27 protein-coding genes and 1 pseudogene are annotated in these 23,525 nt (G+C 39.0%); 7 read left to right on the top strand and 21 right to left on the bottom strand.

Annotated features, from left to right (window positions below; genetic code table 11):
• Window positions 1-168: 168 nt before the first annotated feature.
• The 8 genes from spx to HMPREF2697_RS08170 all read right to left on the bottom strand — a co-directional run bounded on the left by spx (window position 169) and on the right by HMPREF2697_RS08170 (window position 7,235).
• Window positions 169-567, bottom strand: a complete 399-nt coding sequence (gene spx / locus HMPREF2697_RS08205; protein WP_002886328.1) for a transcriptional regulator Spx — start codon at window positions 565-567, stop codon at window positions 169-171.
• A 166-nt stretch (window positions 568-733) separates the two neighbouring features.
• The gene (gene recA, locus HMPREF2697_RS08200) at window positions 734-1,873 is read right to left on the bottom strand and encodes a recombinase RecA (protein ID WP_002886327.1); all 1,140 of its coding nucleotides are present in this window, start codon (window positions 1,871-1,873) and stop codon (window positions 734-736) included.
• A gap of 35 nt (window positions 1,874-1,908) precedes the next feature.
• On the bottom strand, window positions 1,909-3,177 hold the full coding sequence (locus tag HMPREF2697_RS08195; RefSeq protein ID WP_002886326.1) for a competence/damage-inducible protein A: 1,269 nt from the start codon (window positions 3,175-3,177) through the stop codon (window positions 1,909-1,911).
• Between the two features lie 96 nt (window positions 3,178-3,273).
• Window positions 3,274-3,828 carry a DNA-3-methyladenine glycosylase I gene (locus tag HMPREF2697_RS08190; protein ID WP_070439573.1) on the bottom strand — a complete coding sequence of 185 codons (555 nt, stop codon included), beginning with the start codon at window positions 3,826-3,828 and terminating at the stop codon, window positions 3,274-3,276.
• Window positions 3,829-3,836: 8 nt separating this feature from the next.
• Window positions 3,837-4,427, bottom strand: a complete 591-nt coding sequence (gene ruvA, locus HMPREF2697_RS08185) for a Holliday junction branch migration protein RuvA (protein ID WP_004181981.1) — start codon at window positions 4,425-4,427, stop codon at window positions 3,837-3,839.
• Window positions 4,428-4,584: 157 nt separating this feature from the next.
• Window positions 4,585-4,806 carry a hypothetical protein gene (locus HMPREF2697_RS08180; protein WP_002886321.1) on the bottom strand — a complete coding sequence of 74 codons (222 nt, stop codon included), beginning with the start codon at window positions 4,804-4,806 and terminating at the stop codon, window positions 4,585-4,587.
• Window positions 4,807-4,936: 130 nt separating this feature from the next.
• Complete coding sequence (gene mutL / locus HMPREF2697_RS08175) at window positions 4,937-6,880, bottom strand: DNA mismatch repair endonuclease MutL (RefSeq protein WP_070850326.1); 1,944 nt, start codon at window positions 6,878-6,880, stop codon at window positions 4,937-4,939.
• 49 nt (window positions 6,881-6,929) lie between these two features.
• On the bottom strand, window positions 6,930-7,235 hold the full coding sequence (locus HMPREF2697_RS08170) for a hypothetical protein (RefSeq protein WP_045002011.1): 306 nt from the start codon (window positions 7,233-7,235) through the stop codon (window positions 6,930-6,932).
• Between the two features lie 178 nt (window positions 7,236-7,413).
• Here HMPREF2697_RS08170 and HMPREF2697_RS08165 point away from each other — a divergent pair, with 178 nt between their 5' ends.
• Both HMPREF2697_RS08165 and HMPREF2697_RS08160 read left to right on the top strand, forming a co-directional pair.
• The gene (locus tag HMPREF2697_RS08165) at window positions 7,414-7,851 is read left to right on the top strand and encodes a LytTR family DNA-binding domain-containing protein (RefSeq protein ID WP_045768437.1); all 438 of its coding nucleotides are present in this window, start codon (window positions 7,414-7,416) and stop codon (window positions 7,849-7,851) included.
• On the top strand, window positions 7,848-8,303 hold the full coding sequence (locus tag HMPREF2697_RS08160; protein ID WP_045768436.1) for a DUF3021 domain-containing protein: 456 nt from the start codon (window positions 7,848-7,850) through the stop codon (window positions 8,301-8,303). The genes HMPREF2697_RS08165 and HMPREF2697_RS08160 overlap by 4 nt, the downstream gene beginning before the upstream one ends.
• A 32-nt stretch (window positions 8,304-8,335) precedes the next feature.
• Here HMPREF2697_RS08160 and mutS read toward each other — a convergent pair whose 3' ends face one another.
• The 13 genes and pseudogenes from mutS to HMPREF2697_RS08095 all read right to left on the bottom strand — a co-directional run bounded on the left by mutS (window position 8,336) and on the right by HMPREF2697_RS08095 (window position 17,694).
• Window positions 8,336-10,867: a DNA mismatch repair protein MutS gene (mutS, locus tag HMPREF2697_RS08155; protein WP_373419248.1), complete on the bottom strand. Its 2,532-nt coding sequence runs from the start codon at window positions 10,865-10,867 to the stop codon at window positions 8,336-8,338.
• Window positions 10,868-10,886: 19 nt separating this feature from the next.
• A complete protein-coding gene (locus tag HMPREF2697_RS08150; protein ID WP_045768434.1) occupies window positions 10,887-11,246 on the bottom strand; it encodes a YlbF family regulator in 360 nt (119 codons plus the stop codon).
• Complete coding sequence (gene argR, locus HMPREF2697_RS08145; RefSeq protein WP_170314548.1) at window positions 11,246-11,674, bottom strand: arginine repressor; 429 nt, start codon at window positions 11,672-11,674, stop codon at window positions 11,246-11,248. Before argR ends, HMPREF2697_RS08150 begins: the two co-directional genes overlap by 1 nt.
• 333 nt (window positions 11,675-12,007) lie before the next feature.
• Window positions 12,008-12,196 (bottom strand): competence regulator inhibitor paratox, encoded by a 189-nt coding sequence (locus HMPREF2697_RS08140; RefSeq protein ID WP_021145597.1) that lies wholly within the window; start codon window positions 12,194-12,196, stop codon window positions 12,008-12,010.
• Window positions 12,197-12,740: 544 nt separating this feature from the next.
• Window positions 12,741-13,181, bottom strand: a complete 441-nt coding sequence (locus HMPREF2697_RS08135) for a hypothetical protein (RefSeq protein WP_070850324.1) — start codon at window positions 13,179-13,181, stop codon at window positions 12,741-12,743.
• 310 nt (window positions 13,182-13,491) lie between these two features.
• Entirely contained in the window at window positions 13,492-15,000 is a 1,509-nt protein-coding gene (locus HMPREF2697_RS08130) for a DNA primase family protein (protein WP_070850322.1), read from the bottom strand.
• Window positions 14,990-15,849, bottom strand: a pseudogene (locus tag HMPREF2697_RS08125) (primase alpha helix C-terminal domain-containing protein). Before HMPREF2697_RS08125 ends, HMPREF2697_RS08130 begins: the two are co-directional and overlap by 11 nt.
• Window positions 15,850-15,864: 15 nt before the next feature.
• A complete protein-coding gene (locus HMPREF2697_RS08120) occupies window positions 15,865-16,137 on the bottom strand; it encodes a helix-turn-helix transcriptional regulator (RefSeq protein WP_070850320.1) in 273 nt (90 codons plus the stop codon).
• Window position 16,138: 1 nt separating this feature from the next.
• Window positions 16,139-16,480 (bottom strand): hypothetical protein, encoded by a 342-nt coding sequence (locus HMPREF2697_RS08115; protein ID WP_257375246.1) that lies wholly within the window; start codon window positions 16,478-16,480, stop codon window positions 16,139-16,141.
• Complete coding sequence (locus HMPREF2697_RS08110) at window positions 16,467-16,700, bottom strand: hypothetical protein (RefSeq protein ID WP_070850318.1); 234 nt, start codon at window positions 16,698-16,700, stop codon at window positions 16,467-16,469. Before HMPREF2697_RS08110 ends, HMPREF2697_RS08115 begins: the two co-directional genes overlap by 14 nt.
• Before the next feature lie 13 nt (window positions 16,701-16,713).
• The gene (locus tag HMPREF2697_RS08105; RefSeq protein ID WP_070850316.1) at window positions 16,714-16,920 is read right to left on the bottom strand and encodes a hypothetical protein; all 207 of its coding nucleotides are present in this window, start codon (window positions 16,918-16,920) and stop codon (window positions 16,714-16,716) included.
• 3 nt (window positions 16,921-16,923) lie between these two features.
• A complete protein-coding gene (locus HMPREF2697_RS08100) occupies window positions 16,924-17,226 on the bottom strand; it encodes a hypothetical protein (RefSeq protein WP_070850314.1) in 303 nt (100 codons plus the stop codon).
• A gap of 264 nt (window positions 17,227-17,490) precedes the next feature.
• On the bottom strand, window positions 17,491-17,694 hold the full coding sequence (locus HMPREF2697_RS08095; RefSeq protein ID WP_070850312.1) for a helix-turn-helix transcriptional regulator: 204 nt from the start codon (window positions 17,692-17,694) through the stop codon (window positions 17,491-17,493).
• A 116-nt stretch (window positions 17,695-17,810) separates the two neighbouring features.
• On the opposite strand from HMPREF2697_RS08095, the gene HMPREF2697_RS10715 reads away from it, so the two are divergent.
• The 5 genes from HMPREF2697_RS10715 to argS all read left to right on the top strand — a co-directional run bounded on the left by HMPREF2697_RS10715 (window position 17,811) and on the right by argS (window position 23,456).
• Entirely contained in the window at window positions 17,811-18,392 is a 582-nt protein-coding gene (locus tag HMPREF2697_RS10715) for a helix-turn-helix domain-containing protein (RefSeq protein ID WP_083319683.1), read from the top strand.
• A gap of 432 nt (window positions 18,393-18,824) precedes the next feature.
• Window positions 18,825-19,829, top strand: coding sequence for a DNA-binding protein (locus tag HMPREF2697_RS08085; RefSeq protein ID WP_070850310.1), 1,005 nt, complete (start codon window positions 18,825-18,827; stop codon window positions 19,827-19,829).
• 3 nt (window positions 19,830-19,832) lie between these two features.
• Window positions 19,833-20,285 (top strand): type II toxin-antitoxin system death-on-curing family toxin, encoded by a 453-nt coding sequence (locus HMPREF2697_RS08080; RefSeq protein WP_070850308.1) that lies wholly within the window; start codon window positions 19,833-19,835, stop codon window positions 20,283-20,285.
• Window positions 20,286-20,392: 107 nt separating this feature from the next.
• A complete protein-coding gene (locus tag HMPREF2697_RS08075) occupies window positions 20,393-21,559 on the top strand; it encodes a tyrosine-type recombinase/integrase (RefSeq protein WP_070850306.1) in 1,167 nt (388 codons plus the stop codon).
• Between the two features lie 205 nt (window positions 21,560-21,764).
• A complete protein-coding gene (gene argS, locus HMPREF2697_RS08070) occupies window positions 21,765-23,456 on the top strand; it encodes an arginine--tRNA ligase (RefSeq protein WP_013989907.1) in 1,692 nt (563 codons plus the stop codon).
• Window positions 23,457-23,525 lie beyond the last annotated feature (69 nt).

The following is a 23,525-nucleotide window of genomic DNA, read 5'->3' as shown; positions in this document are numbered from 1 at the left end:
TGACCTGTCTTGTCAATAACTTTTTTAAAGTTTTTTCAAACTTTTTGTTACTGGACATTTCCTTAAGACTTTATTAGTCTATCAAGTTTGTGAACTAATGTCAATACTTATTTTCTATGCCAGAGTAAACGTAAAAAGAAGATCGCAAGTATCTCCTTTTTTACTTTTTTATAGAGCTGCGCGCATGCGTGCTTGTGAATTTTCGACATTTCTTATTGAACGTGGTAAGAAAGCACGGATATCATCTTCCTTATAACCCACTTGCAATCTCTTATCATCAATTAAGATTGGGCTCTTCAAGATTCTTGGGTTTTCTTGAATCAAATCAATCACCTCACTGACACTGAGCTCGTCGATATCACAATTTAGAGCTTTAGCATAGCGATTTTTTGATGAAACAATACTCTCAACACCATTCTCTGTTTTAGATAGGATGTTTAAGATTTCTTCTTTTGTAAGTGGTTCTTTACCAAGGTTTTGTTCTTTATAAGGAAGTTGATGGTTGTTCAACCATGTCTTTGCTTTTTTACAACTTGTACAACTTGAGATTGTATAAATCTTAATCATGTTAATTCTCTCTTTCTGTCACATGATACTATTATCTTATCACTGTCCTTGATTTAAGAAATCGGTCTAGCGACCTATTTTGAATCTTGAGGACTTTTTCAATTATCATAGACCCTTTTTATTTAGATTAAAACAAAGAAAAAAGAGCTCGTCGGCTCTTTTACACTTATTCTTCAATTTCAATGGTTGAATCTAGGTCTAAAACAAGTTCATCAGATGTTTCTTCAACTTGTGCTTCTTCAACAATATCCTCTTCATCTGGTTCAATCAAACCATAGTGTACACGTACTTTATGATCAATTTCTTCAAAAATATCTGGATGATCTGCCAAATATTTTTTAGCATTTTCAGACCCTTGACCAATCTTCTCTCCATTGTATGAGAACCATGCTCCAGCTTTTTGAATAATGCCTAAGTCACTAGCGATTTTTACAAGCTCACCTGTTTGTGAAATCCCTTCACCATACATAATTTCAACAAAGGCTTCTTTAAATGGTGGAGCAACCTTGTTTTTAACAACCTTAATTTTAGTTTCCTTACCAACATTTTGGTCTTTTTTATCGCCAGTCCCTTTGATTTGCGTATTTCCACGTACATCAAGACGTACTGATGCATAGAATTTTAGAGCACGTCCACCAGGAGTTGTTTCTGGATTACCAAACATAATACCAACTTTTTCACGCAATTGGTTAATGAAAATAGCAATTGTTTTTGTTTTATTGATAGAAGCAGAAAGTTTTCGCATGGCTTGACTCATCATACGCGCTTGAAGTCCGACATGGCTATCACCAATATCTCCATCAATTTCTGCACGAGGTACCAAGGCTGCAACTGAGTCAACAACAACCAAATCAACTGCACCTGAGTCAATCAGCTTACCAGCAATTTCGAGACCTTGTTCACCTGAATCAGGTTGTGACAAAAGAAGTTCATCGATATTAACACCTAGGGCTGCCGCATAAGCAGGGTCAAGGGCATGCTCTGCATCGATAAAGGCAGCAATTCCACCTTCTTTTTGTGTTTGAGCAACAGCATGGAGGGCTACAGTTGTCTTACCTGATGATTCTGGTCCGTAAATTTCGATAATACGACCTTTAGGATAACCACCTGCACCAAGAGCAATATCCAAAGCCAGCGAGCCTGAACTCATAACTTGAACTTTCTGCTCTGCACGCTCACCAAGACGCATAACCGCACCCTTACCAAAATCTTTTTCAATATTCTTTAAAGCATCGTCAAGTGCTTTACGACGCTCATCTCCAAATTTCTTTGTAATTTCTTCTGTTTTCTTTGTTTTCTTAGCCACTTATTTTCCTCTTCTTTCTATAGTTAAAGACAAACTTAAATCATGTCTTCTTGTAATAAAGCTTGGCGAACTAGGTTAAAGGCATAGAGGGTACTAATATATCTAACATCAGAACGACTTCTTCCACCTATAACAACCTTGATTGACCTTACTTGATTCCTATCAGCAATACCAATAAATACCGTACCTGCTGGGTGTCCTTCTAATGAATCTGGTCCAGCTACACCGGTAAGTGCAACTCCATAATCGCTATCTGTTTTAGCTCGAGCACCTTCAGCCATTTTTTCTGCAGTAAAATGACTGACAACACCATGTTCTTCTAGTTGCGACAAGGGAATATCCAACATTTTAGCTTTTTCTTCAATGCTATAAGTAACAAATCCACCTTTAAATACTTGTGAGGCCCCTGAAAAATCAGCAATACTAGCCTGAAATAAACCTGCTGTTAGGCTTTCAGCTGCAGTGATAGTCTTGCCGTGGTGCTTAAGCAAGCGAAAAGCTTCAAAGGCTAAACTATTAGACTCTCCATATCCATAAATGAAATCAGATAAGGATTTTCCATCTAGAGTTTTAGTCGAACGAATTTGTTTCTCTAAAACATCTAGTTTTTGATCTGCTTCTTCTTGCGAAGAAGCCTTTGTTGACAAGCGAAGTGTTACTTCCCCCACTTTAGCATATGGAGCTATGGTTGGATCTGTTTGGTTAACAATAAAATCCTTCAGAACAGTCACTAATTGACTTTCTCCAACGCCGAAGAATCTTAGGACTCTCGAATAAAGACTTGAGTGATTCTCAGTAAGAGCTGGAATAAGTTCTTGATTCACCATAGGTTTGAGTTCACTTGGTGGACCAGGTAAGACTACATAGGTCACCCCTTGAGCAGTAATAATCCCTCCAACTGCAAGACCTGTCGGGTTTTGCAAGGGAATAGCTCCCTCAACAATTTGTGCTTGACGTTCATTATTAGGCGTTCGTGTGTGTTTAGGACGAGTAGCAAAGAAACTATCCAGTTTTTTACTAGCCTCCTCATCAAAAACGAGTTCTTTTCCTAAAAATTTAGCCAGTGTTTGCTTGGTTAGGTCGTCCTCAGTAGGGCCAAGTCCACCACAAAGTATGACTAAATCACTACGCTGACTGGCTTGATCAAGAACTGAAAGTAGGCGGCTTTCATTGTCTCCTACTGCTGTGTGAAAATACACGTCAATTCCTAGTTCAGCTAGTTTCTCAGATAAAAATTGGGCATTGGTATTGGTGATTTGCCCGGTTAGGATTTCAGTTCCTACTGCAATCAATTCAGCTTTCATTGGTTCACCTATATTACTATTCGTAAAATAATCTCAAAAACATGTTCGTTTATAAACTAACATGTTTTTCTCGTCTTGTCAATCAAATCTACTCATTTATTTGAAGTCACAGTTGTTTTCATGATCATTCACAAATCCTGCGGCTTGTAAAAATGAATATATAGTAGTCGGTCCTAAAAATTTGAACCCTCTCTTTTTTAGGTTTTTGGCAATCTGTTGGGATAAGTCAGTTGATGATGGGACATCCTTATATGTGGGTACATTATTTATCAAGGGCTTTCCGTCAAAGAAATGCCAAAAATAATGGGACAGTGAGCCAAATTCATCTTGGATTTTTAGTACTTGTTTGGCATTATTTACGGTTGCTTCTAGCTTAAGTTTGTGCCTAATGATGTCTGGATTTTGAAGCGCATCTTCAAGTTCACTTAGGCTAAACTGGGCAACACGCTCAATATCATAGTCATGAAAAACACGATTAAAGGCCTGTCTTTTATTTAAAACGGTTAACCAAGAAAGCCCTGACTGATAACTTTCTAAGCATAGAAGCTCAAAAAGTTTTTGGTCATCACCAATAGGTTTTCCCCACTCCTTGTCATGATAATCACAATATAATTTATTGTTTGTTGGAACCCAACGACAACGATTGACCATTGCTTACCTCATTTCATCAACATCTTAAGAGCCGATTTAATGTATTGCTCTGCCGTTTCATTAGTTCCTTCGAAGAAGGCCTTGATTTTCTTAAGTTCTGCAGCTTTATAACCAAGAGCAAGCAAAGCTTCCATAGCCTCATCCAACTGATGATTTCCTTCAGGTTGACTTGGTGTCGTCTTGGTCGTTTCTGTTGGTAACTCTGCAAATTTCCCTGCTAAGTCCAGAACCATTTGTTGAGCTGTCTTTTTACCAATCTTTGGAAACTTCATCAAGTACTTGATGTCACTATTATCAACAGCAGCAACCAAGCCTTGATTATCATCTACAGCAACAATGGCTAGGGCAGTCGTCGGACCTATTCCAGAAACTGAAATAAGCTTAAGGAAGACCTCTTTTTCATCTTCAGTATGGAAACCAAAAAGAAGGTGGGCATCGTCTCTAATAACCTGATGAAGATAGACTTGGATAGTCTGATTCATTTGGTCAGAAAAACTATATGGATTCGCTACAGTGACAATATAACCTAAGCCGTTTGCTTCTATAACAATATACTTGGCGGTAATTTTCACTAGAGTTCCCTTGATGTAATCATACATGGCGTGTGATTTCCTTTCTCGTTCGTTTCTTCAATGGTTTGCTTTATCATTTTATACTTGTAAGATAATTGTCTTGAGTGTTTATTTTGTCATCTCAAGCACTGCTGTACTATTGTAACAAAAAATCCACTCGAAAGTGGATTCTGTTTGCTCTATTTTAAGGATGACTACTCGTCTTTAAAGTATCTGTAATCATCTTCAGGCCTAATAGAATATATGTTACAACGCCTAAAGTAAAGGCAATGCTAGAAACATTTACGAGAGTATTCTCCAAACTTGGTTGACCTAACCAGGCCAAAATATAGAAAATCAAGCTAGTCGCTAAAAATGTTAAGCCAACAAGTAAAAAGTGTTTGTTAGTTTTTGTTAGGTGTCTCATCACTATACCTCCTAACTTAAAAATCAGGCAATCATCCTACAATGATCCGCTAAAACATTAGAAGATTCCTCATCTTCACCACTATTATAAATCTAACATTCCTATTCGTAAAGCAAGACCGAAAAAAGTTTTAATACTTCCCTAGGTCACGTAGACTTGTATGATTTTCTTGGATACGACGGAACATTTTTTCCATATCAGACTTGGTAAAGTTGACAAGTACTGGACGTCCGTGAGGGCAATTGTAGGGATTTTTACACTGTGCAAGCTGTACTAGGAGGTCACGCGCAGAGTAATCATCAAGAGCATGATTGGCCTTGATTGAACGTTTACAACTCATCATGATGGCCAACTCAGCACGGTAGGTCTTAACAGACACTTCATTCGTCAAAAGAAGCATGTCACACATTTCATAGACCGCTGATTCAATCTCTTCTTCCTTCATCCAGATAGGATGTTCACGAAGAATGAAAGTGTTGTTCCCATAAGGCTCTAAATAGATACCAACCTGGTTAAGAAGGGACATTTTTTCTTGTAAACTAATGTAGTCTGAACCTGAAAATTCAAAGAGATAGGGAACCAAAAGCTGCTGTAAACTGCTGTCAACCTCACCAATCTTTTCGCGATAGTACTCATACTTGACACGTTCTTGGGCAGCATGCTGGTCAATGATGTAAAGTCCGCCTTGTCCTTGCGCAAAGAGATAGGTTCCATGCATTTGACCAAAAAACTCTAATTCAGGGAAGGTTGATGTTTCCTCATTGTCCAGAGTTTCAAGCATGCGCTTCATTTTCGACTTGTTTTTATAATCAAGTTTTTCGTGTTCGCTATCACCTTCATCTACTGAACGTTGTGCCTGTTTAACAGAAGGTTGCGGTTTATTTTCTACCGATGAAACTGGAGACTCTGACTCTAATACAAGAGGTTTGATATCTTCTTGGACTGTCTCTGGTTTGACAAAGAAATCATTACGACTGCTATCATAGTAAAGATTGGTTTGTTTGAGTGGAAGACTGGTTTGAACTGGCTTAGCTGCACCTCTGGTACTAGACTTGGCTAGATTTTCAAGGGCATCAGGAATCAAATCCTGCTCTCTAAGGCTTTGAGCAATGGCTGAGCTGATAAGGGCCATGAGCTCTTTTTCTTTAGAGATACGTACTTCCTGCTTTGTTGGGTGAACATTGACATCGGCCAAGTAAGGATCAATCTGAATATCAATAACTGCAATAGGGAAGCGTCCTACCATGAGTTTAGAGCCATATCCATCAAAAATAGCACGGTTAAGCAGGAAGTTTTTAATATAACGTCCGTTAATGAGAATCGTGATGTAGTTACGATTTGCACGGGTCAACTCAGGGAGACTAACATATCCAGAAACTTCAAAATCAAGGTCAGAATTTGAAATCTCCACCATTTTTTTAGCCGTTGTCAAACCATAAATACCAGCAATAGCTTGACGGAGGTCTCCAGTACCTGATGTCTGTGTCAACTGACGACCATCATTAAGTAAGGTAAAGGCAACCTCGGGATGAGCTAGACTCAGACGATTGACAACATCGACAATATGAGCCAACTCAGCCTGTAAACTCTTCATATACTTGAGACGAGCTGGGGTGTTATAAAATAGATTTTCAACGGTAATCTTTGTTCCAACCGGTGTTGAAATAGGATCCTGACTCTCAATTTCTCCACCTTTGGCAACCAGTTTAGTCCCGTAGGCTTCTCCATCCGCTGCTGTCACAATAGTTAAGTAACTGATAGAAGCTATAGAGGGGAGGGCCTCACCTCGAAAACCAAGGGTTCGAATACGAAAGAGATCTCCTTGATTTTTGATTTTACTTGTTGCATGACGGCGCAAACTCATGGCCACATCAGCTTGAGCCATTCCTTCGCCATTGTCTGTGATTTGAATTTTTGAGAGGCCTGATTCTTCAACTTCAATGGTAATCTGGGTGCTACCTGCATCAATAGCATTTTCCACCAACTCTTTAACAACACTGGCTGGACGCTCTACGACCTCACCAGCAGCAATCTGGTTGGCTAACACCTCAGGCAATTCGATGATTTTTGGCATAATTATTATTTTCCCTTCTAAAAGGTTGATAGAACATTGTTTCTAACTGTTACTGATGCTTCCTATAAAGCCATAACTCACACACAACTGTTAGCCAAGATAAGGCTGTAGCTATAACAATCATATCCCCATGACGAAGGTTGAACCAAATGAGCCCAGAAAAAATCAAGAGGTAGGTGACTTGGAAAATCCATTGGTAGGTTTTGGGTGAGCTTGTCGAATCCATAAACTGCTTAACAAAGAAATAAAGCAAAAGCAAGTTCAGTGTTAGTGCCTTTTCAAAAGGTGTAGAAAAGCTCAAAATTAGACTGCAGGCAAGAAAAATTCCTGCTAGCCATTTCGTTATAGATTTCATGTGATTACCTCGTCAGTACGTTTTCATTAAGTATAGGGGTTTTCGAAAATATTTTCAACCACTTAGACACCACATAGGACCACATAGACAAACGCTGTTGCTGTGGGCTAGTAAATAGTGTTTAATAAAGGTGTGAAAGGGAGGAGGCCTCCTCAATTACAAATAAGAAAGGATAGTTATGAAACTAAAAGTTCAGATTGACTCGGTATTTCAAGAAGAAACGTTGCAGATTCAAGCACCTAGTCGAACGCCCAAGATTCAGCAAGTGGTCGAGTTTGTCGAATCTTTGGATGATAACCAACGACTCAAAGGAAAAAAAGATGGCGAAACCTATCTCATCGAGTCTAATGCTATTTCCAGAATTTACATCGAAAATCGTCAAGTTCTAGCTGAAACTATTCAAGGAGAGTACCACTTAGGCTTACGTCTCTATCAAGTTTTAGAAAAACTGCCATCTTACTTTATCAAAATCTCACAATCAGAGATTGTCAACCTCAAAGAAATTGAACACTTCAACATTACTCCTAACGGCCTCGTTGAAATTCACCTTAAAAACAAGGAAACCACCTACTCATCACGCCGTTACCTCAAAGCAATAAAGGAGAAATTACAATGAAAAAGCAACTTTTTAAATCAGGCACAAAGGGCATCCTTATCGGACTTGCCGTATCCATGATTATGTCTCTTATCTGGGCACCAAGCTACATGCCTCTTAATCCTCATTCAGCTATTGGACAATGGATGACGTCACATCAGGTTCACGGATCTTTGGTATTGGCCTACTGCCTCATCACTTGGTTTGCTATCGGTATCCTCTTTGAAGTCGCTAGTTATATTTTCCGTAAGGCTGAATGGAGTTTGCTTCGTGCAACCCTCACTCACTACGCCTTGACCTGTCTAGGTTTCATTCCACTAGCTACCCTCAGCGGATGGTTCCCTCTACGTTTAACTTTCTACTTGGAGCTAGTCATTGAATTCAGCTTTATCTATCTCCTCGTTTGGGTCTTCTCTTATTGGAAAATGAAAAAGGATATTGAACAACTCAACCAAGAATTGAAACACCTATAAAAGACAAGAAGCCTGTCAATGACAAGCTTCTTTTATAGTTTCTGTTTTAAATCTGCTACAGCCATCATGACCTGCATCGGTGTCATATTGTAAATATCCAAATCACGTAACTCTTGAAGAACCGGATTTTCAGTAAAATCATCAAAGAGTGAGATTTGCTCGTTAATATGCGTTTCAGTGGCAGGCTTCTCTTGAGGCGATACCTTTTCCTGAGGTTGGATGGTAACTGTCTCGCCCTCTAATTGTGTCAAGATGGTGTCAGCACGTTCCAGTAAATCTGCTGGTAAACCTGCAATCTTAGCCACATGAATACCATAAGATTTATCGGCTGGGCCATCGACAATCTTGTGAAGGAAAGTCACCTCTCCGTCCTTTTCAAGTGTCGCCACATGAACGTTGACAAGGTGTGTCAAAGTATTTGACAGGGCTGTCAACTCATGATAGTGGGTAGCAAACATGGTTTTAGCCCCCACCTTGTCATGAATAAACTCGATGATAGACTGGGCCAAAGCCATACCATCATAGGTGGCTGTCCCACGTCCCAACTCATCAAAAATAATCAAGGAATTAGGTGTTGCCCGCTTAATGGCCTGATTAGCCTCCATCATCTCAACCATGAAGGTCGACTGACCTGAAATCAAGTCATCTGCAGCACCAATACGTGTATAGATGGCGTCAAAAACTGGCAAATCAATACTATCTGCTGGTACGTAAGACCCCATCTGAGCCATAACGACTGACAAGGCCAACTGACGCATATAAGTAGATTTACCACTCATATTTGGTCCTGTGATGAGCTGAACATTGGTCTGACTGTCAAAGGTAATCGTGTTTGGAATGTATTCCTGAACGCCCATAACCTTCTCAACCACCGCATGACGGCCTTGATCAATAACGATACGATGCTCATCATTGAACACAGGACGAACATAATGATTAGTCTCTGCTGTAACTGCCAAACTCTGAAGCACATCGACTGTCGCAATAGCCTTAGCCAAAGATTGCAAACGATCAATATAGCGTTCCACCTGCTCACGGACACGCATGAAAATATCATACTCTAGCGTTGATGACTTTTCACGTGCCTCTAGCATTTCACCTTCAATCTTAGCCAACTCAGCAGTTCCAAAACGCTCTGAATTTTTCAGGGTTGCCTTGCGGAAGAAATGGTCAGGAACCAAGCTAAGGTTAGAGTTGGTCACATGGAAGTAATAACCATCTTTACGGTTATAATCAATTTTTAGTGTTGTAATACCAGACGCTTCACGTTCCTTGGCTTCGATATCCGCAATCCATGATGTCCCCTCACTCATCACCTTGCGATACTTGTCCAAGGTCTCATCAAAACCAGCACGGATAATGCCACCTTCTGTAATGGTTGCAGGAGCATCGGGATCAATAGCCGACCGAATCAGACTCTCTAATTCTGGCAGAGCATCTAGCTCTTGTAAAAGACGTGACAAGGCCTCGTCATCAAAAGACTCCAAAATCGCCTTAATAACTGGAACCTGAGCTAGGGTATGACCTAGCTGAATCAAATCTTTAGGATTAGCCTTTCCAAAGGAAACACGACTGGCCAGGCGCTCAATATCGTAAACCCCTTTAAGACTCTCAGTCAGATCACTACGCTCGAAGAAATTGTCCAAGAAAACTTGGATAATATTCTGACGCTCCATGATGGCAGCCTGATTCACTAAAGGACGGTCAATCCAAGTTCGTAAGAGACGCATTCCCATAGCTGTCTTGGTTTCATCCAAGAGCCAGAAAAGAGAACCGTGTTTCTTACCTGTTCTAGCATTTTCCAACAAATCCAAACTTGACTTGGTCGCATAGGACATCTGCAAGTAATCCTTAATCTCATAGTGCTGAGCCTTTTGTAAATGGCTAAGCTCGCGCATCTGAGTACGGTGCACATACTGGAGAAGTTTACCCGCTACACTGCTTTCCAAGTCTGTCAAGCTAGTGTCAATCAAGTGGACATCATCGTAAACCTCTGTTTCCTTGGAAAGTAGAAGGTTGAGTTGCTTCACCAAAACTTGTTCATCAGCTTCAGGTAAATCATAACCAACTACTACTTCACGTGCCTTAAGGTTCTGAATTTCACTACAAACTGAACTGAAATCGTCCAACTCTGTCGCAAAAAATTCACCCGTTGACACATCCATATAGGCCAGACCAAAACGACTTCCAGCCTTGTCAATGGCTACCAAGAAATTGTTGGCATTATCAGGTTTAGAACTGTCAACCACTGTCCCTGGCGTGATAACCTGAACCACCTCACGCTTAACCACACCAACAGCCTGTTTAGGATTCTCCATCTGCTCAGCAATGGCTACCTTGTAACCCATCTCAACCAAGACATCAATATAGGCTTGAGCTGAATGATAAGGAACACCAGCCATAGGAATGGGATTATCGGCGTTCTTATTACGACTGGTTAGGCTAATTTCCAAAATCTGGGCAGCCTTAACGGCATCCTCGTAAAATAATTCGTAAAAATCGCCCATACGGAAGAGCAAAAAAGCATCTGGATAATTTTCCTTGATATCCAAATACTGCTGCATTCCTGGAGATATTTTTTCCTTAGCCATGTCTTAACTCCTCGTTAATCCTTTCTTCGATAGACTTGGTCACATATTGGACCAAGTCACTGGCATCCTGCATTTTTTGGCGGTAGTCCTGAACAATAGGCAAATTTTCCAACTCATGCTGAATCAAATCTGCTTGCTCACCTGCCTCCTCATAGGCACGTTGTTTCTCGATTTTTTGAAAAAGCACCGCTTCTTGTTGATAAGCCTTCATCTGTCCAGCCAGATGACTGATTTGAGGGACCTGTCCAATGGCCTTCTCAGACTCTTGAAAAGCAAGAACCGCCTCATGGTGTTTGAGGAGGTCAATTAACTCTTCTTTGGCTTTTTGGAGATCCTGATGAGGAGTGTTCATCAGTGAAACTCGCTTTCCAGTTTTTCAGCAACCACAGCATCCTTACAGATTACCAATAGAGTATCTGCGCCAGCAACAGTTCCTAAAATTTCAGGGTTGCCATCACTGTCAATTAAGTTGGCCAAAACATCAGCTTCACCCAACTCTGTGTGGAGGACCAGCATAAACTGAGCACGGGAAACTGATTTAACATAGTCCTTAACCGTAGGATCCAAACTTGGAAGCACATGCTCAGACAAACTATAGTATAGTCTGCCTTCTTCATCACGAAGCTTCAAGAGGCCAATCTCACGCAAGTCACGTGACAAGGTAGCCTGAGTAACCGTGATACCTTCCGCCTCTAGGCGTTGCTTAATTTCCTCTTGTGTCCCAATCTTATCTCTTGAAATCATCTGTTTGATAACAGCTTGACGATCTCTCTTCATTATCTTTCCTCTTTTTATGTATATTCTTTGCATATTATAACAGAATTTTTGTATTTTTTCATGGAATATCAACCCCTTTTTCATAGGTTTTATTAGACTGATAACAAAGCGATTTTGTGAGCTATTTTAGTAATTCATCCCCCTTAAGTTGCCGTTTGCTTACCACGGGAGTTAGCAAAAAGGAAAGCAAAAAAATACCCGTTAGGGTATCAATCAATTTATAAGTTTAATATTCAAGAGAACTCGCCCCTAAATGTTGCAACGTGGCAACATATTGAGGCATTAGTCACTTTACGAGTTTAGCAGGCAAGGAACTAGCACCAGTAAGGTGCTTTTTTAGTTGTCCTCGCCTAGTTCCTTTATTATATCTGATACCTTTTCTAAACTCAATGTTTCGTGTGGCTCAACTCGTTCACCGTCCAAAACGTAGTCATGTATCTTACCATTCTTTCGGACAATCTGGACAGTATCACCTTTAATAAAACCATTGTCCATAGCCTCTTTAAATTCATCATAGGTTAGCATTTTGTTACCTCGCTTACAAATTTGTCCAACGGTTGGACAAAACGGAAGAAAAAGTTTTTTCTAAAACAACCTCCTTTTATATTCTATTCGTAATTGATACAGAAAAATACGTATCTTTTTTGTAATTCTATTATAGCGAAAATGTTAGCAAACCTCAGTATAAATTGGTATAGACACCCTATAAAAAACTGTAAAAAAATGTGCGTGATGTAAGACAACACCTTGTCGTGGCTCTCCAGACGGCAATATAGGGGCGGGGGGGTGCATTTAAAATAGCCCGAATGTTATCGGACTATTCTTTGTCTAGGGCGTGCTATGGGCGTTATAGAGGGGTTTTATATCAACATTTCTCAACATTCTTATACCACGCGCCACTATATACTTTTATATTCTAGTATTTTCTAACATTTAGGGTTTTCATTCCCATATTTTCCAATAATATAGTAGTGTTTTATTCCGACATTTTCCAACAATTAGGGCATTTTATATCAACTTTTTTCAACTTTTTAAAAGCGCTCAGATAACCCAAGCGCTTCATTTCTGTTCAATCTTCGGCTAGTATCCCACTGACTGCCATATCTCGGATAAACTGGCTTTCTATCTCTGCTGGTAGCTCTAACAAATCTAGTAACTCACCTAGTGCCTGTTTGTCTGTGCTGGCAATCATTTTCTTTAAGGTGTTTTCGTATTGCTGTTCTAGATAGTCGCAAAATGCCACTCTTTGGGCTTGTGTCGGTGTAGCATTCAAAGCCATATAACAAGCTTCAGTTATCTGTGAGAATAGTTTAGCACGCGCTTCTGGGTGCTTATACAGTTCATAAATGTTCAGACTGGTATCCTCTGCTTGTAACTTTTTAGCTATTTCCATTAGTTTAGGAATACCGCTAGGCTCAATAGGTGTATCATCAGCCATATAATTTAAGCGGTACTGTTCAAGTTCCAGTCTGTCTTTTTCCGCTTGCTCTAGGTAGTGGTTTTCAGTCATTTTTAGTCTCTCTTTCTTGTTTTAAGATAAATTATGTAAACTTTTGCTATTTGTTCCATTGTTGTTCCTCTTTGTTCCATTGTTGGGAACATATACGAGACCAGTAGTAGCAAGGGTTTAAGGGGTGTTGTTCCCTTGTTCCATTCTTTTCTCTATTCTCTTATATATATAACTATCATATATATTTATATTATAAACATTATAAAGAAGAGAACAAAGGAACAGAATATGTCTAACCCCTTATGTATCAAGCGTTTAAGGGTGTTCCCTTGTTATGCAAACTATGGAACAACAAAGGAACAAGGGAACATTATTTTTCTTTGACGATGGAGCGTTGTGCATTACTTAGCTTTTTTTTATCAAATTCATTGGGGTCTAAAGTTTTGATATCACTCGCTTTTGCCCTTGCCTTTTTAACAACATAGTTGTGTGGGGTTAAGTTTCGTAGGTTTCTAGCGATGTCTTTCCCTGCACCGTATAAATTCGGCTTTTGTATTCCCATATCTTCGGCGTACTCTCTTAGGCGTTTCATGGCTAGAAAGACTGGTACAATTTCTAATTCATGCCAACCTTTAGGAATGTATTCGTTTTTGATAAAATCAAGCAAATAATTATTATCTTCTTGATATTCCTCTAACAAGTCTTTGACTACTTTAGGCTCAATAAATTGTGTGAAAGGCTCTTGATTAACGGCTTTATACAAAACATATTCTAAGACGGCTTTATCTGCTAGGAACTCGTTCTTAATCCAAGGCTTTTCAGTTTGACCGTTAAAGTCTGCATTAAACGGTACAATCATAATACGACGATACCAACCCTTGGTTTTATTCCCACCATTAGGGATATAGTTCCCCGAAAAGATGTTAAAGAGCTTGAAAGTCGCTTCAAAGGCTGGTCTTCCTTTTGGGTTAACCAGTACAGTGTCACCACTGGTAATACTCATTAGATCAGACGGGTTTTTTAAGTAGTCGTTTGGTGCTTCATCACCAATATTACACACCTTACCTACAAGCGTTTCAAGATTGAATTTGTCGCTAAACTGTGCAGGTTTTAAAGCTGACACGTTACTTTCACCGATTAGATTGATAAGCAAGCGCTGAAATGTTCCTTTACCATTGTTACCGTCACCATATAAAATAGCGAACTTGTTACGAGTATAGTTTGGGTTGATAGCCTCTAGGATAATTTGCCAAAAGAGGGTTATTAGCTCACTATCACCACAAGCAATAGAACTTAACCAATCATCAAACGTGTTCCCCTCTCTATCCTTAGGGATAAACTTAGGCGGATTGTAAGCAGTGGCTATCTTGCTGGTAATAATATACTTAGGGTCAAATGGTCGTAGTTGTTTGTTTTTCAAGTCTAAGATACCATTCTGTACTGGTACTAAGTTAGCACTTTCTAGCGGTTTTCTTATCTTCGTCATGGTACGTACCATCATTTTGATTTGTTTCCAGTCGTTTGGTTTTATTCTATTATCAAACGTCTTACACAAAACATTGAACTCGTCTGTGCTAGCGGTATAGATACCCTCGTCGAGATTATACAGATAGAGCAAGCTATTATCAGCGGTGTTAGACTTGGTAATAAAGGTAAACGTTGCAATTTTGCTCAACTCTTTAGCAACCGTATGAATAGGTGGCAGTGGAATTTTGACACCCAAACCATCATTTCCTCTACCAACGGTCTCTGCGTGTTCCTTGCGCCATAGCTCACCAGCTTGATAGATACGGTCTAGTACCTCTTTCATAGACTTAGGTGGCTCAATAGCCTTGCTTTCGTTAAGTTGTTCTTGCAATTCCTCAATATTAATTTCCATTGACACCTCTCTTTCTGATTTCTGCCTTAACGATACTTTCAAAAGTCCGTTCCAGCTCTTGCTCTGATAACGGGTTATCTGTAACGCTATTCGCTATGGTTGTTAGTTCATAGGCAGTGGCTACGTCAGCATCAACCCACTTTGATAGTAATAACCCTACAAACCTAGTTACCGCAACATTACGCCCGCCCTCGTCACCAAAGCCATGTAATAGGGTATCAAGCACGCGCATGGTGATTGTTTTATTACCGATTGGGCGTGGTGTGTGATAGTGTGGTTTCTGACTAGCCGTAACTGTATTTGCTACGGGATAGTCACTCCCTCTATTTACAATCTTTTCATAGTCAGCAGGGTCTCCAGTGGTTACTGGTAAGCCTTGTAACTGCGACCATGTTAGGCTTGTACTGTCGTAAGGTAGCCCGATTTTACTTGCTATCTCTTGGACAGTCTGCCTATAGGTCTGCTCATTCATTGCGTCGCTAGGTTTCACCACAAGCCTATAACGTGGCTTTTCTTTTGTGTGCTTAATAGTTGGGTAAATGATATAAGAATAGCCATGTAAGGCGTTCTCGACAACGCTAGGAAAGTCTATGTTAGCCTCTAGCTCGTCATAGTCCAAGAAAATCAAATTACGGTAAACCAAACTAGCATTATTGCGTTTGTAGTTGCCGTTCTCGTCTCGTTTCACCCACCCAGCAATACAGTAGGGGCTGAACTGCGCTTAAAATCGTCTATATTTGTACCTTGTGGCACTCTCCTAGGTCTAAAAGTTGCGATATAGTCAAAGGGTGCTTTTTTATCGTATAAATTTAAGTCATTCCCAAACCCCTTGCTTTCATAGATAGGCATACTTGCACCCTCTTTCTAGTTATACACTCCTAAAAACGCTAGAATATCACTGACACGATAATATACCTTTCGCGTGTCTTCCACTGGTAGCTGATAGCGTTTAAGCCCAGCCTCTTCCCAGCGTCTTAGGGTATTGTATTTAAGTCCTAGCTCGTCCATTGCTTGCTGGGCAGTGATCAGCCCTAACTGGTGTTTATCGAGCTTAGAATAGCCCTCTAGGGCTTTATCTAATACTGATATAACCCCTTGGGCAAGCTCTTTTTGGTATTCTTCACTTAGAACTTGCATATTAGCCCCTCTCTAATGTTTTCTCGTATGCAGTCACGTCTTCAATAGACATTAGAACGTCGAGCCTTTTCTGCTCGTTCTTGACTTGGTTTTTTAGAGATACAAGCCCCTCTAATAGTTCCTCTTTGGTTTCTGCGATATAGTAACCGCTACGAATACCAACCCTAACACCAATGATAGGAACACCATAGCGAATAACTAGGTCACTGATTGCACTAGATACTAGACGGGAGTTGTAACCCGTGATAGTGGCTATCTCTCCGCCAGTCGTAGCGTTAGCACGTCCTTTCTTAAGGGTTGCTAAAACTGCCATTTCTGCCTCTTGTAGTCTATTTTGTTTCATTTACACCTCTTTCTAGTTGTATTGTTTTCTCTGCTATACAAGCTAAGTTCTCTATAGATTGTTGTTGTGTTTTAATGATATCCAGTAGTTGATTAATGATCTTGACAATTTCCGGAACAACGTCCGTATCCGTATCTTCCATATCCGTAATTGTAACTAGAGTTTCGCTTAGTGTTTCTAGCTCTTTATTCCGTCCAAAAAGGTCAATAATTTCAGTCATAGCACGCGCCTTTCTAGTTGTAATAGTTGCCTTGTGATTGAATATACGCCCCGTAGCGTGTGCCCACGTTGCGCGTGGTGTTATCTGTCACGCTATCAGTTTTAGGCTCTATATCGAGCTGAAAATAACTCTTTTTAAGCCATAAAACGGTTAGGCCAAGCATTAAAATGATAGCTAGGACAATAGACTGGCTTGCAGATAAATTCAATTCAGTAACCATGATTTACACTCCTTTTTCCTCTGTCTCGTATGCTCTTAATTCCTCGGGGTTATCACATTCGAGTAGGTAAAACGCAACTCTATCTAGGTCGTTAGAATAAATTTCTACCATATCAAAGACTGTTTCAAGAAAGTTATCCATTTCATTGCGTAGTATCCCATTATCTGCCCCTGCGTGCTTTGCGATCATAAGAGTGTTAGCGTGGTGGCGTAGTGCTTGTAAACCAGACATGATATTGGTTAGATCATTTCCTAGCTTGTTACTTTGTTTTACTGTAAGTGTGTTATTCTTTGTTTTTTTACTCATTTTCTTTACCTCGTTTATGTTTAAATTACTGGTTAGACCTTGTTTTTTTCTGTGATGTTATTCCATTTTTAAGAGGTAGCGCTCTAAGTAGGGGTACACGATACCAGCAATTCATGGTATAATTGAGGTATCTTTATAAGTGTTCTAAAACCCGACATAATATGGCTTGCCTGCCAGTGTGTTGTGTTTTAGTTATGAATGTTTAAAGGCTTATGAGTTTGGCGACTGCTGAGCCTTTTTTGTTTACTTTTGCATACTTTTGTTTTAAAAAAATATATCATCAATAGTAATATCTGGGAATTGGGGGAGTAGCAACTCTTTAAAATTCCTTTTTTCTTCGTCGGTAAAAGCATTTTTACCAACTTCTTTATTATGATACGTTTGCTTTGTCATACCAAGTCTATCGCCTAACTGAGCTTGCGTTAAACCTAGCATATTCCGATATCCTCTTACTTTGTCTTTGTTCATTTCTTCACCTCCTTTACTTCTGCATACTTTAATAATAAACTTATCTTTTTATTATGTCAATACTTTTGTTTACTTTTAGAGTAAAAACAACTATAATTACATTGAGGTATTTATTTATGGAGACAAATAAAAAACAAGTTGGTTTGAGAATTAAAGATATAAGGCTTTCCCTAGGGGAGTCTATGGAAGAATTCGGTAAGCGTTTTGATACAAGTAAAGGGACGGTAAATAATTGGGAGAAAGGTAGAAACTTACCAAATAAATCTAATCTTTTAAAAATTGCTAAACTTGGAAAGATTACCCCTAGCGTTCTCTTAAAAGGTAAAACTGCTACTGTACCATTCCAATTTCCGTCGTTAAGTGATATTTTGTACGATCCTAATAAAGATTGTATCCATGAGTGTTATGAAATCATAACTTTCAATACAAGCGACGGACGAGAAGAAGATAACATTTACACAATGATTGTAGGAGTGAAGTGTATTTTAGATAAAATACCAAACGGGGATAATGCCAATCGAGCTTATACTGATGTTTTAAATAGAGCTGAATGGGTTGCCGCTGGTAATTTTTTAACCAACTTTTTCGTTGGTGGAGGTAGTCTTGAATTTCTTTCATATCCTCAAATCATTGCTCTTAGAAAGTTTTTCCAAAAGTTGGTTGATTATCGTATATCGACTATGGAAAAGTCCAATTAAGCTATCTCTCTAACTTCACTCGAACTTTATTATCTGTTTACTTAAGTTCTAACTGACACGCTAGTTTGTTACTTAACTCTGGAATATCTTAAAGAACTCTAGCACCGACTGGAACACTCCATATTATCCATGACAATGGCTATGGAATCAGTCTAGCAAATATCTAAGCAAACGTTTTAATACAAGAAAGACCACTGTTGTAGGCTTTCTGCAAATTTTTCTTAAAATTAAAGCATTTTGTCTAAACATAAAATCGGCACTTTCGGCTCCCTTAAAAGAGCAATTTGGACTGAAGCGCGTGGTTTCTCGTTGTTCGCTCGTGGTTCAAGATTTTCTAATATACCCTAACGACACAAAAATAAAATAAAACTCTTGGAATATCAGGAGTTATTGGCAAATTGCCACAAATTAACTCGAAAATAAGGAGAAATTATGACTGATCTGACAACCTCACAAATAGAAAGACAAAATATTTTAAACAATTCTGTAGCTATAAAACAAGCTGAAAAAGAATTTGGTATTACGGGAATAAAATTTGAAAATAAATATTATTATACAAATCAACAAATTGCAAATTTTTTTGGAGTAACTACAAGAACTATTGAAAGAATTATAGAAAACCACTCACAAGAATTAAAAGATAATGGATTTGAAGTATTAACAGGCAAACGATTAGCAAAATTCAAGAAAAGTTCTCAACTGACCGACATCAATGTCGGTCAGACTACACGAAACCTTGGTGTATCAACGTTTCGCGTGTTACTTAATTTTGCAATGTTGCTAACAACAAGTGATACAGCTAAACAAATTCGTACTAGAATTATTGATATTGTGATAAACGTACTTGCAGAAAAAACTGGAGGAAACGTTACATATATAAATCAACGTGATAGTAATTACTTAACTAGTGCACTTAAAGAAAATACCGCAAGAAAAAAATTCACCAACTCAGTCGGTGAATTTGTCGAGGGAAACCAATATAAATACGCCCATTTAACAAATGTTATTTACAAAGCTATTTTTAGAGAAAACGCTTCAGAATATCGAAAAATTTTAAAATTAAATCAAAGTGACAATGTCCGAAATACACTTTATTCTGAAGTATTACTTTTAATTGCTAGTTTTGAGAACGGAATAGCTCAAGAAATCGAGACCCATTATAAACAAAAAGGTAAGTTACTTACCTTTGAAGAAGCTAAAAACATTATAATTACTTTATCCAAACATGCTTTGTTTGAACCATTATTACACGATGCTCGAACAAAAATGGCTAGTCGTGACCTAAATTTTAGAGATGCATTACATACCCAACTAGAAGAGTATATTGCACCAGTTTCAGAGGAAGACTTTGAAAAATTCTTAGGAGAACAAAGTAAATCACTCGAAAAACAGATTCAAGAGCATCGCGATATATTTCTTCGGTTAAAGGATAAGTAAAACATGACAGAACCAAATATTTTATACTTTTCTACAAAAGAGGCTATTAAAATTCATGATGATATGGTCATTGCAATAAGCGGCGGATTGCCTGGAACTCTTGATAAAGGACGGTTGGAAAGTGTCTTTTCACATATTAAGAATGATGATTATTATCCCACCTTTGAAGAGAAGCTGACTCGCTTAATTTTTGCAACTGCTATGTTTCATATGTTCAGAGACGGAAATAAACGTTCTAGTTTAGCTTTCGGTACATATTTCTTGAAATTAAACGGTTATGACTATTTAACAGATTATTTTCTACAAGAGATGGAAAATATTGTCCTGTGGTTAGCTATGCACCTAATTGATGAACAACTACTGAAAGAAATCATTACTTCAATCGTAATTTTTGACGAGATTACTGAAGATATAAAATTAAAAATTGCTCTGTCCGTTGATCAGAATTCTAAGTAATTTATCACCCTAACAAATAGAGGCAATCAGTGAAGCTCTAGCATGATATAAACCAATCTAAACCCGATATAATATGGCTTGCCTGCTGATGTTTAGAAAGGTTTATCATGAAAATTAACGAGATAAAGAAAAAAGACGGGTCAACCGTCTATCGTGCTAATGTATATCTTGGTGTTGATGTAATCACTGGTAAGAAAGTTACAACCAAAGTAACCGCTAGGACAAAGAAAGAACTAAAAACCAAAATCCAGCAAGCACAATTTGATTTTAAAGCTAATGGATCAACACGCTACAAAGAAGTAGCAATAGAAACATACGAGGAGTTAGCTATTTCATGGTGGGATAGCTACAAGAATACAGTTAAAGCTAACACAAGAATGACACAAAAAGGGCTCTTAAACAACCATGTTTTACCGTTGTTTGGTGAGTTTAAACTAGATAAACTAACCACGCCTTTAATTCAGTCCACTATGAATAAGCTGGCAAACAGTACAAATACTGGTGAGGTTGGCGCTTATCTTCATTACGGCAAAATTCACACCCTTAATAAACGTATATTACAGTATGGAGTGGTTTTACAAGTTATTCCCACTAACCCAGCTAATAACGTTGTTTTGCCTAGAAACACTCAAAAGGATAAGAAAGCCAAAGTTAAGCATTTTAATAATGATGAGCTAAAACAATTTCTTACCTACCTTGATAGCTTGGATAACACTAAATATAAAAATTATTATGATATCACGCTATATAAGTTCTTACTTGCTACGGGTTGCCGTATTAACGAGGCTTTGGCTCTCTCATGGTCTGATATTGACCTTGATAATTCGGTTGTCCATATAACAAAGACTTTAAACTGTGAACTGGAGTTAAACAGTCCAAAATCAAAATCTGGTTACCGAGATATCGACATAGATCAACAAACCGCAACTATGATGAAAAGATACCAACGCAAGCAAACTCAAGAGGCTTGGAAACTAGGTAGGACTGAAACAGTGGTATTCTCTGATTTCATCAAAACCTATCCAAGTTCTAAATCAGCATTGAGCCGACTTAGGTCGCATTTTAAAAAAGCAGGGGTAAATAACATAGGTTTCCACGGTTTTCGGCATACTCATGCTAGTTTGCTCCTTAATTCGGGTATTCCTTATAAGGAGTTGCAACACCGCCTAGGACATTCTACTCTTTCAATGACTATGGACACATACAGTCACTTATCAAAAGAGAACGCTAAAAAAGCGACGTCATTTTATGAGCAAGCACTAAAATCTATCTAAAAGTAAGCAAAAAGGTAAGCAAATTGAAATTAGAATATGAATTAGCAGTTACAGACCCTTTGTTTTCAAGGGGGGGCTTATTCTAACCGATAACAGTGGTATTCTTTCATGAAATACTTCCTAATTGATGCTTTCTTGTCCCTACCCTATTAACTAAAATAATGGTAAAATAGGTATGAATGACAAGATTTGAAATGGAGTACCTATGAATACTAAAGAACTCATTGCAGCAGAAATTGCCAAAGTTGTTCCTGAATTGGAACAAGAAAACATTCAAAATCTGCTTGAAACCCCTAAAAATGCTGATATGGGAGACCTCGCCTTTCCTGCCTTCTCATTGGCTAAAGTCTTGCGCAAGGCTCCTCAAATGATTGCAGCAGACATCGCTGAAAAAATCGATGCCTCAAACTTTGAAAAAGTTGAAGCTGTTGGTCCTTACATCAACTTCTTCCTTGATAAATCAAAAATCTCAGCGGACGTTCTTGGACAAGTCATCGCTCAAGGTAGCCACTACGCTGACCAAAACATCGGTCACGGACGTAATATTGCCTTTGATATGTCTAGTCCTAACATTGCTAAACCTTTCTCTATCGGTCACTTGCGTTCAACAGTTATCGCTGATGCTCTTGCCAACATCGTAGCTAAACAAGGCTACAAACCAGTCCGCATCAACCACTTGGGTGACTGGGGTAAACAGTTTGGTATGCTGATTGTTGCCTATAAGAAATGGGGTAGCGAGGAAGCTGTCAAAGCCAACCCTATCAATGAACTCCTTCAACTTTATGTGCGCATCAATGCCGAAGCTGAAGAAGACCCATCTATAGACGAAGAAGCTCGTGAATGGTTCCGTAAATTGGAAGCTGGTGACGAGGAAGCAACTGCCCTCTGGCAATGGTTCCGTGACGAAAGCTTGGTGGAATTCAACCGTCTTTACGATGAACTCGGTGTTTCTTTTGATAGCTACAATGGTGAAGCCTTCTACAATGATAAGATGGATGAAGTCGTTGACATCTTGACAGAAAAAGGACTTCTCCAAGAATCTCAAGGTGCCCAAGTAGTTAACCTTGAAAAATACGGTATCGAACACCCAGCCCTCATCAAAAAATCAGATGGTGCGACACTCTACATCACACGTGACTTGGCTGCTGCCCTCTACCGTAAACGTACTTACGACTTTGCCAAAGCCATCTATGTGGTTGGTAATGAACAATCTGCTCACTTCAAACAGTTGAAAGCTGTTCTTAAAGAAATGGGCTACGACTGGTCTGACGACATGACTCACGTTGCCTTTGGTCTTGTAACTAAGAACGGTAAGAAATTGTCAACTCGTAAAGGTAACGTTATCTTGCTTGAGCCAACAATTGCTGAAGCTGTTAACCGTGCCCAAGCTCAAATCGAAGCTAAGAATCCAAACTTGCCTAACAAGGAAGCTGTTGCCCATGCTGTCGGTGTCGGAGCTATCAAGTTCTATGACCTTAAAACAGACCGTATGAATGGTTACGACTTCGACCTTGATGCTATGGTATCCTTCGAGGGAGAAACTGGACCTTACGTTCAATATGCACACGCTCGTATCCAATCTATCTTGCGCAAGGCTAACTTCACGCCATCTGCAGATGCTACATACAGCCTAAACGACGTTGAAAGCTGGGAAATCATCAAACTCATCCAAGACTTCCCACGTATCATCAACCGTGCATCAGACAACTTTGAACCATCTATCGTTGCTAAATTTGCTATCAGCTTGGCCCAAGCCTTTAACAAATACTATGCACACACACGTATCTTGGACGAAAGCCCAGAACGTGACAGCCGTTTGGCTCTTTGCTACGCAACAGCAACAGTTCTCAAAGAAGCCCTTCGCCTTCTCGGTGTTGAAGCTCCAGACGAGATGTAAGCTATATTTAAAACGCCTAAGGGCGTTTTTTAATTGCTTGAATTGTCAAATTAAGTGCATACTTTCCCC

The organism is Streptococcus sp. HMSC064D12 (assembly GCF_001837205.1).
In the GTDB taxonomy this organism is placed as follows: domain Bacteria; phylum Bacillota; class Bacilli; order Lactobacillales; family Streptococcaceae; genus Streptococcus; species Streptococcus salivarius_D.
Note: the sequence above shows the minus strand (reverse complement) of the source record. Positions and strands in the feature narration are given on the sequence as shown.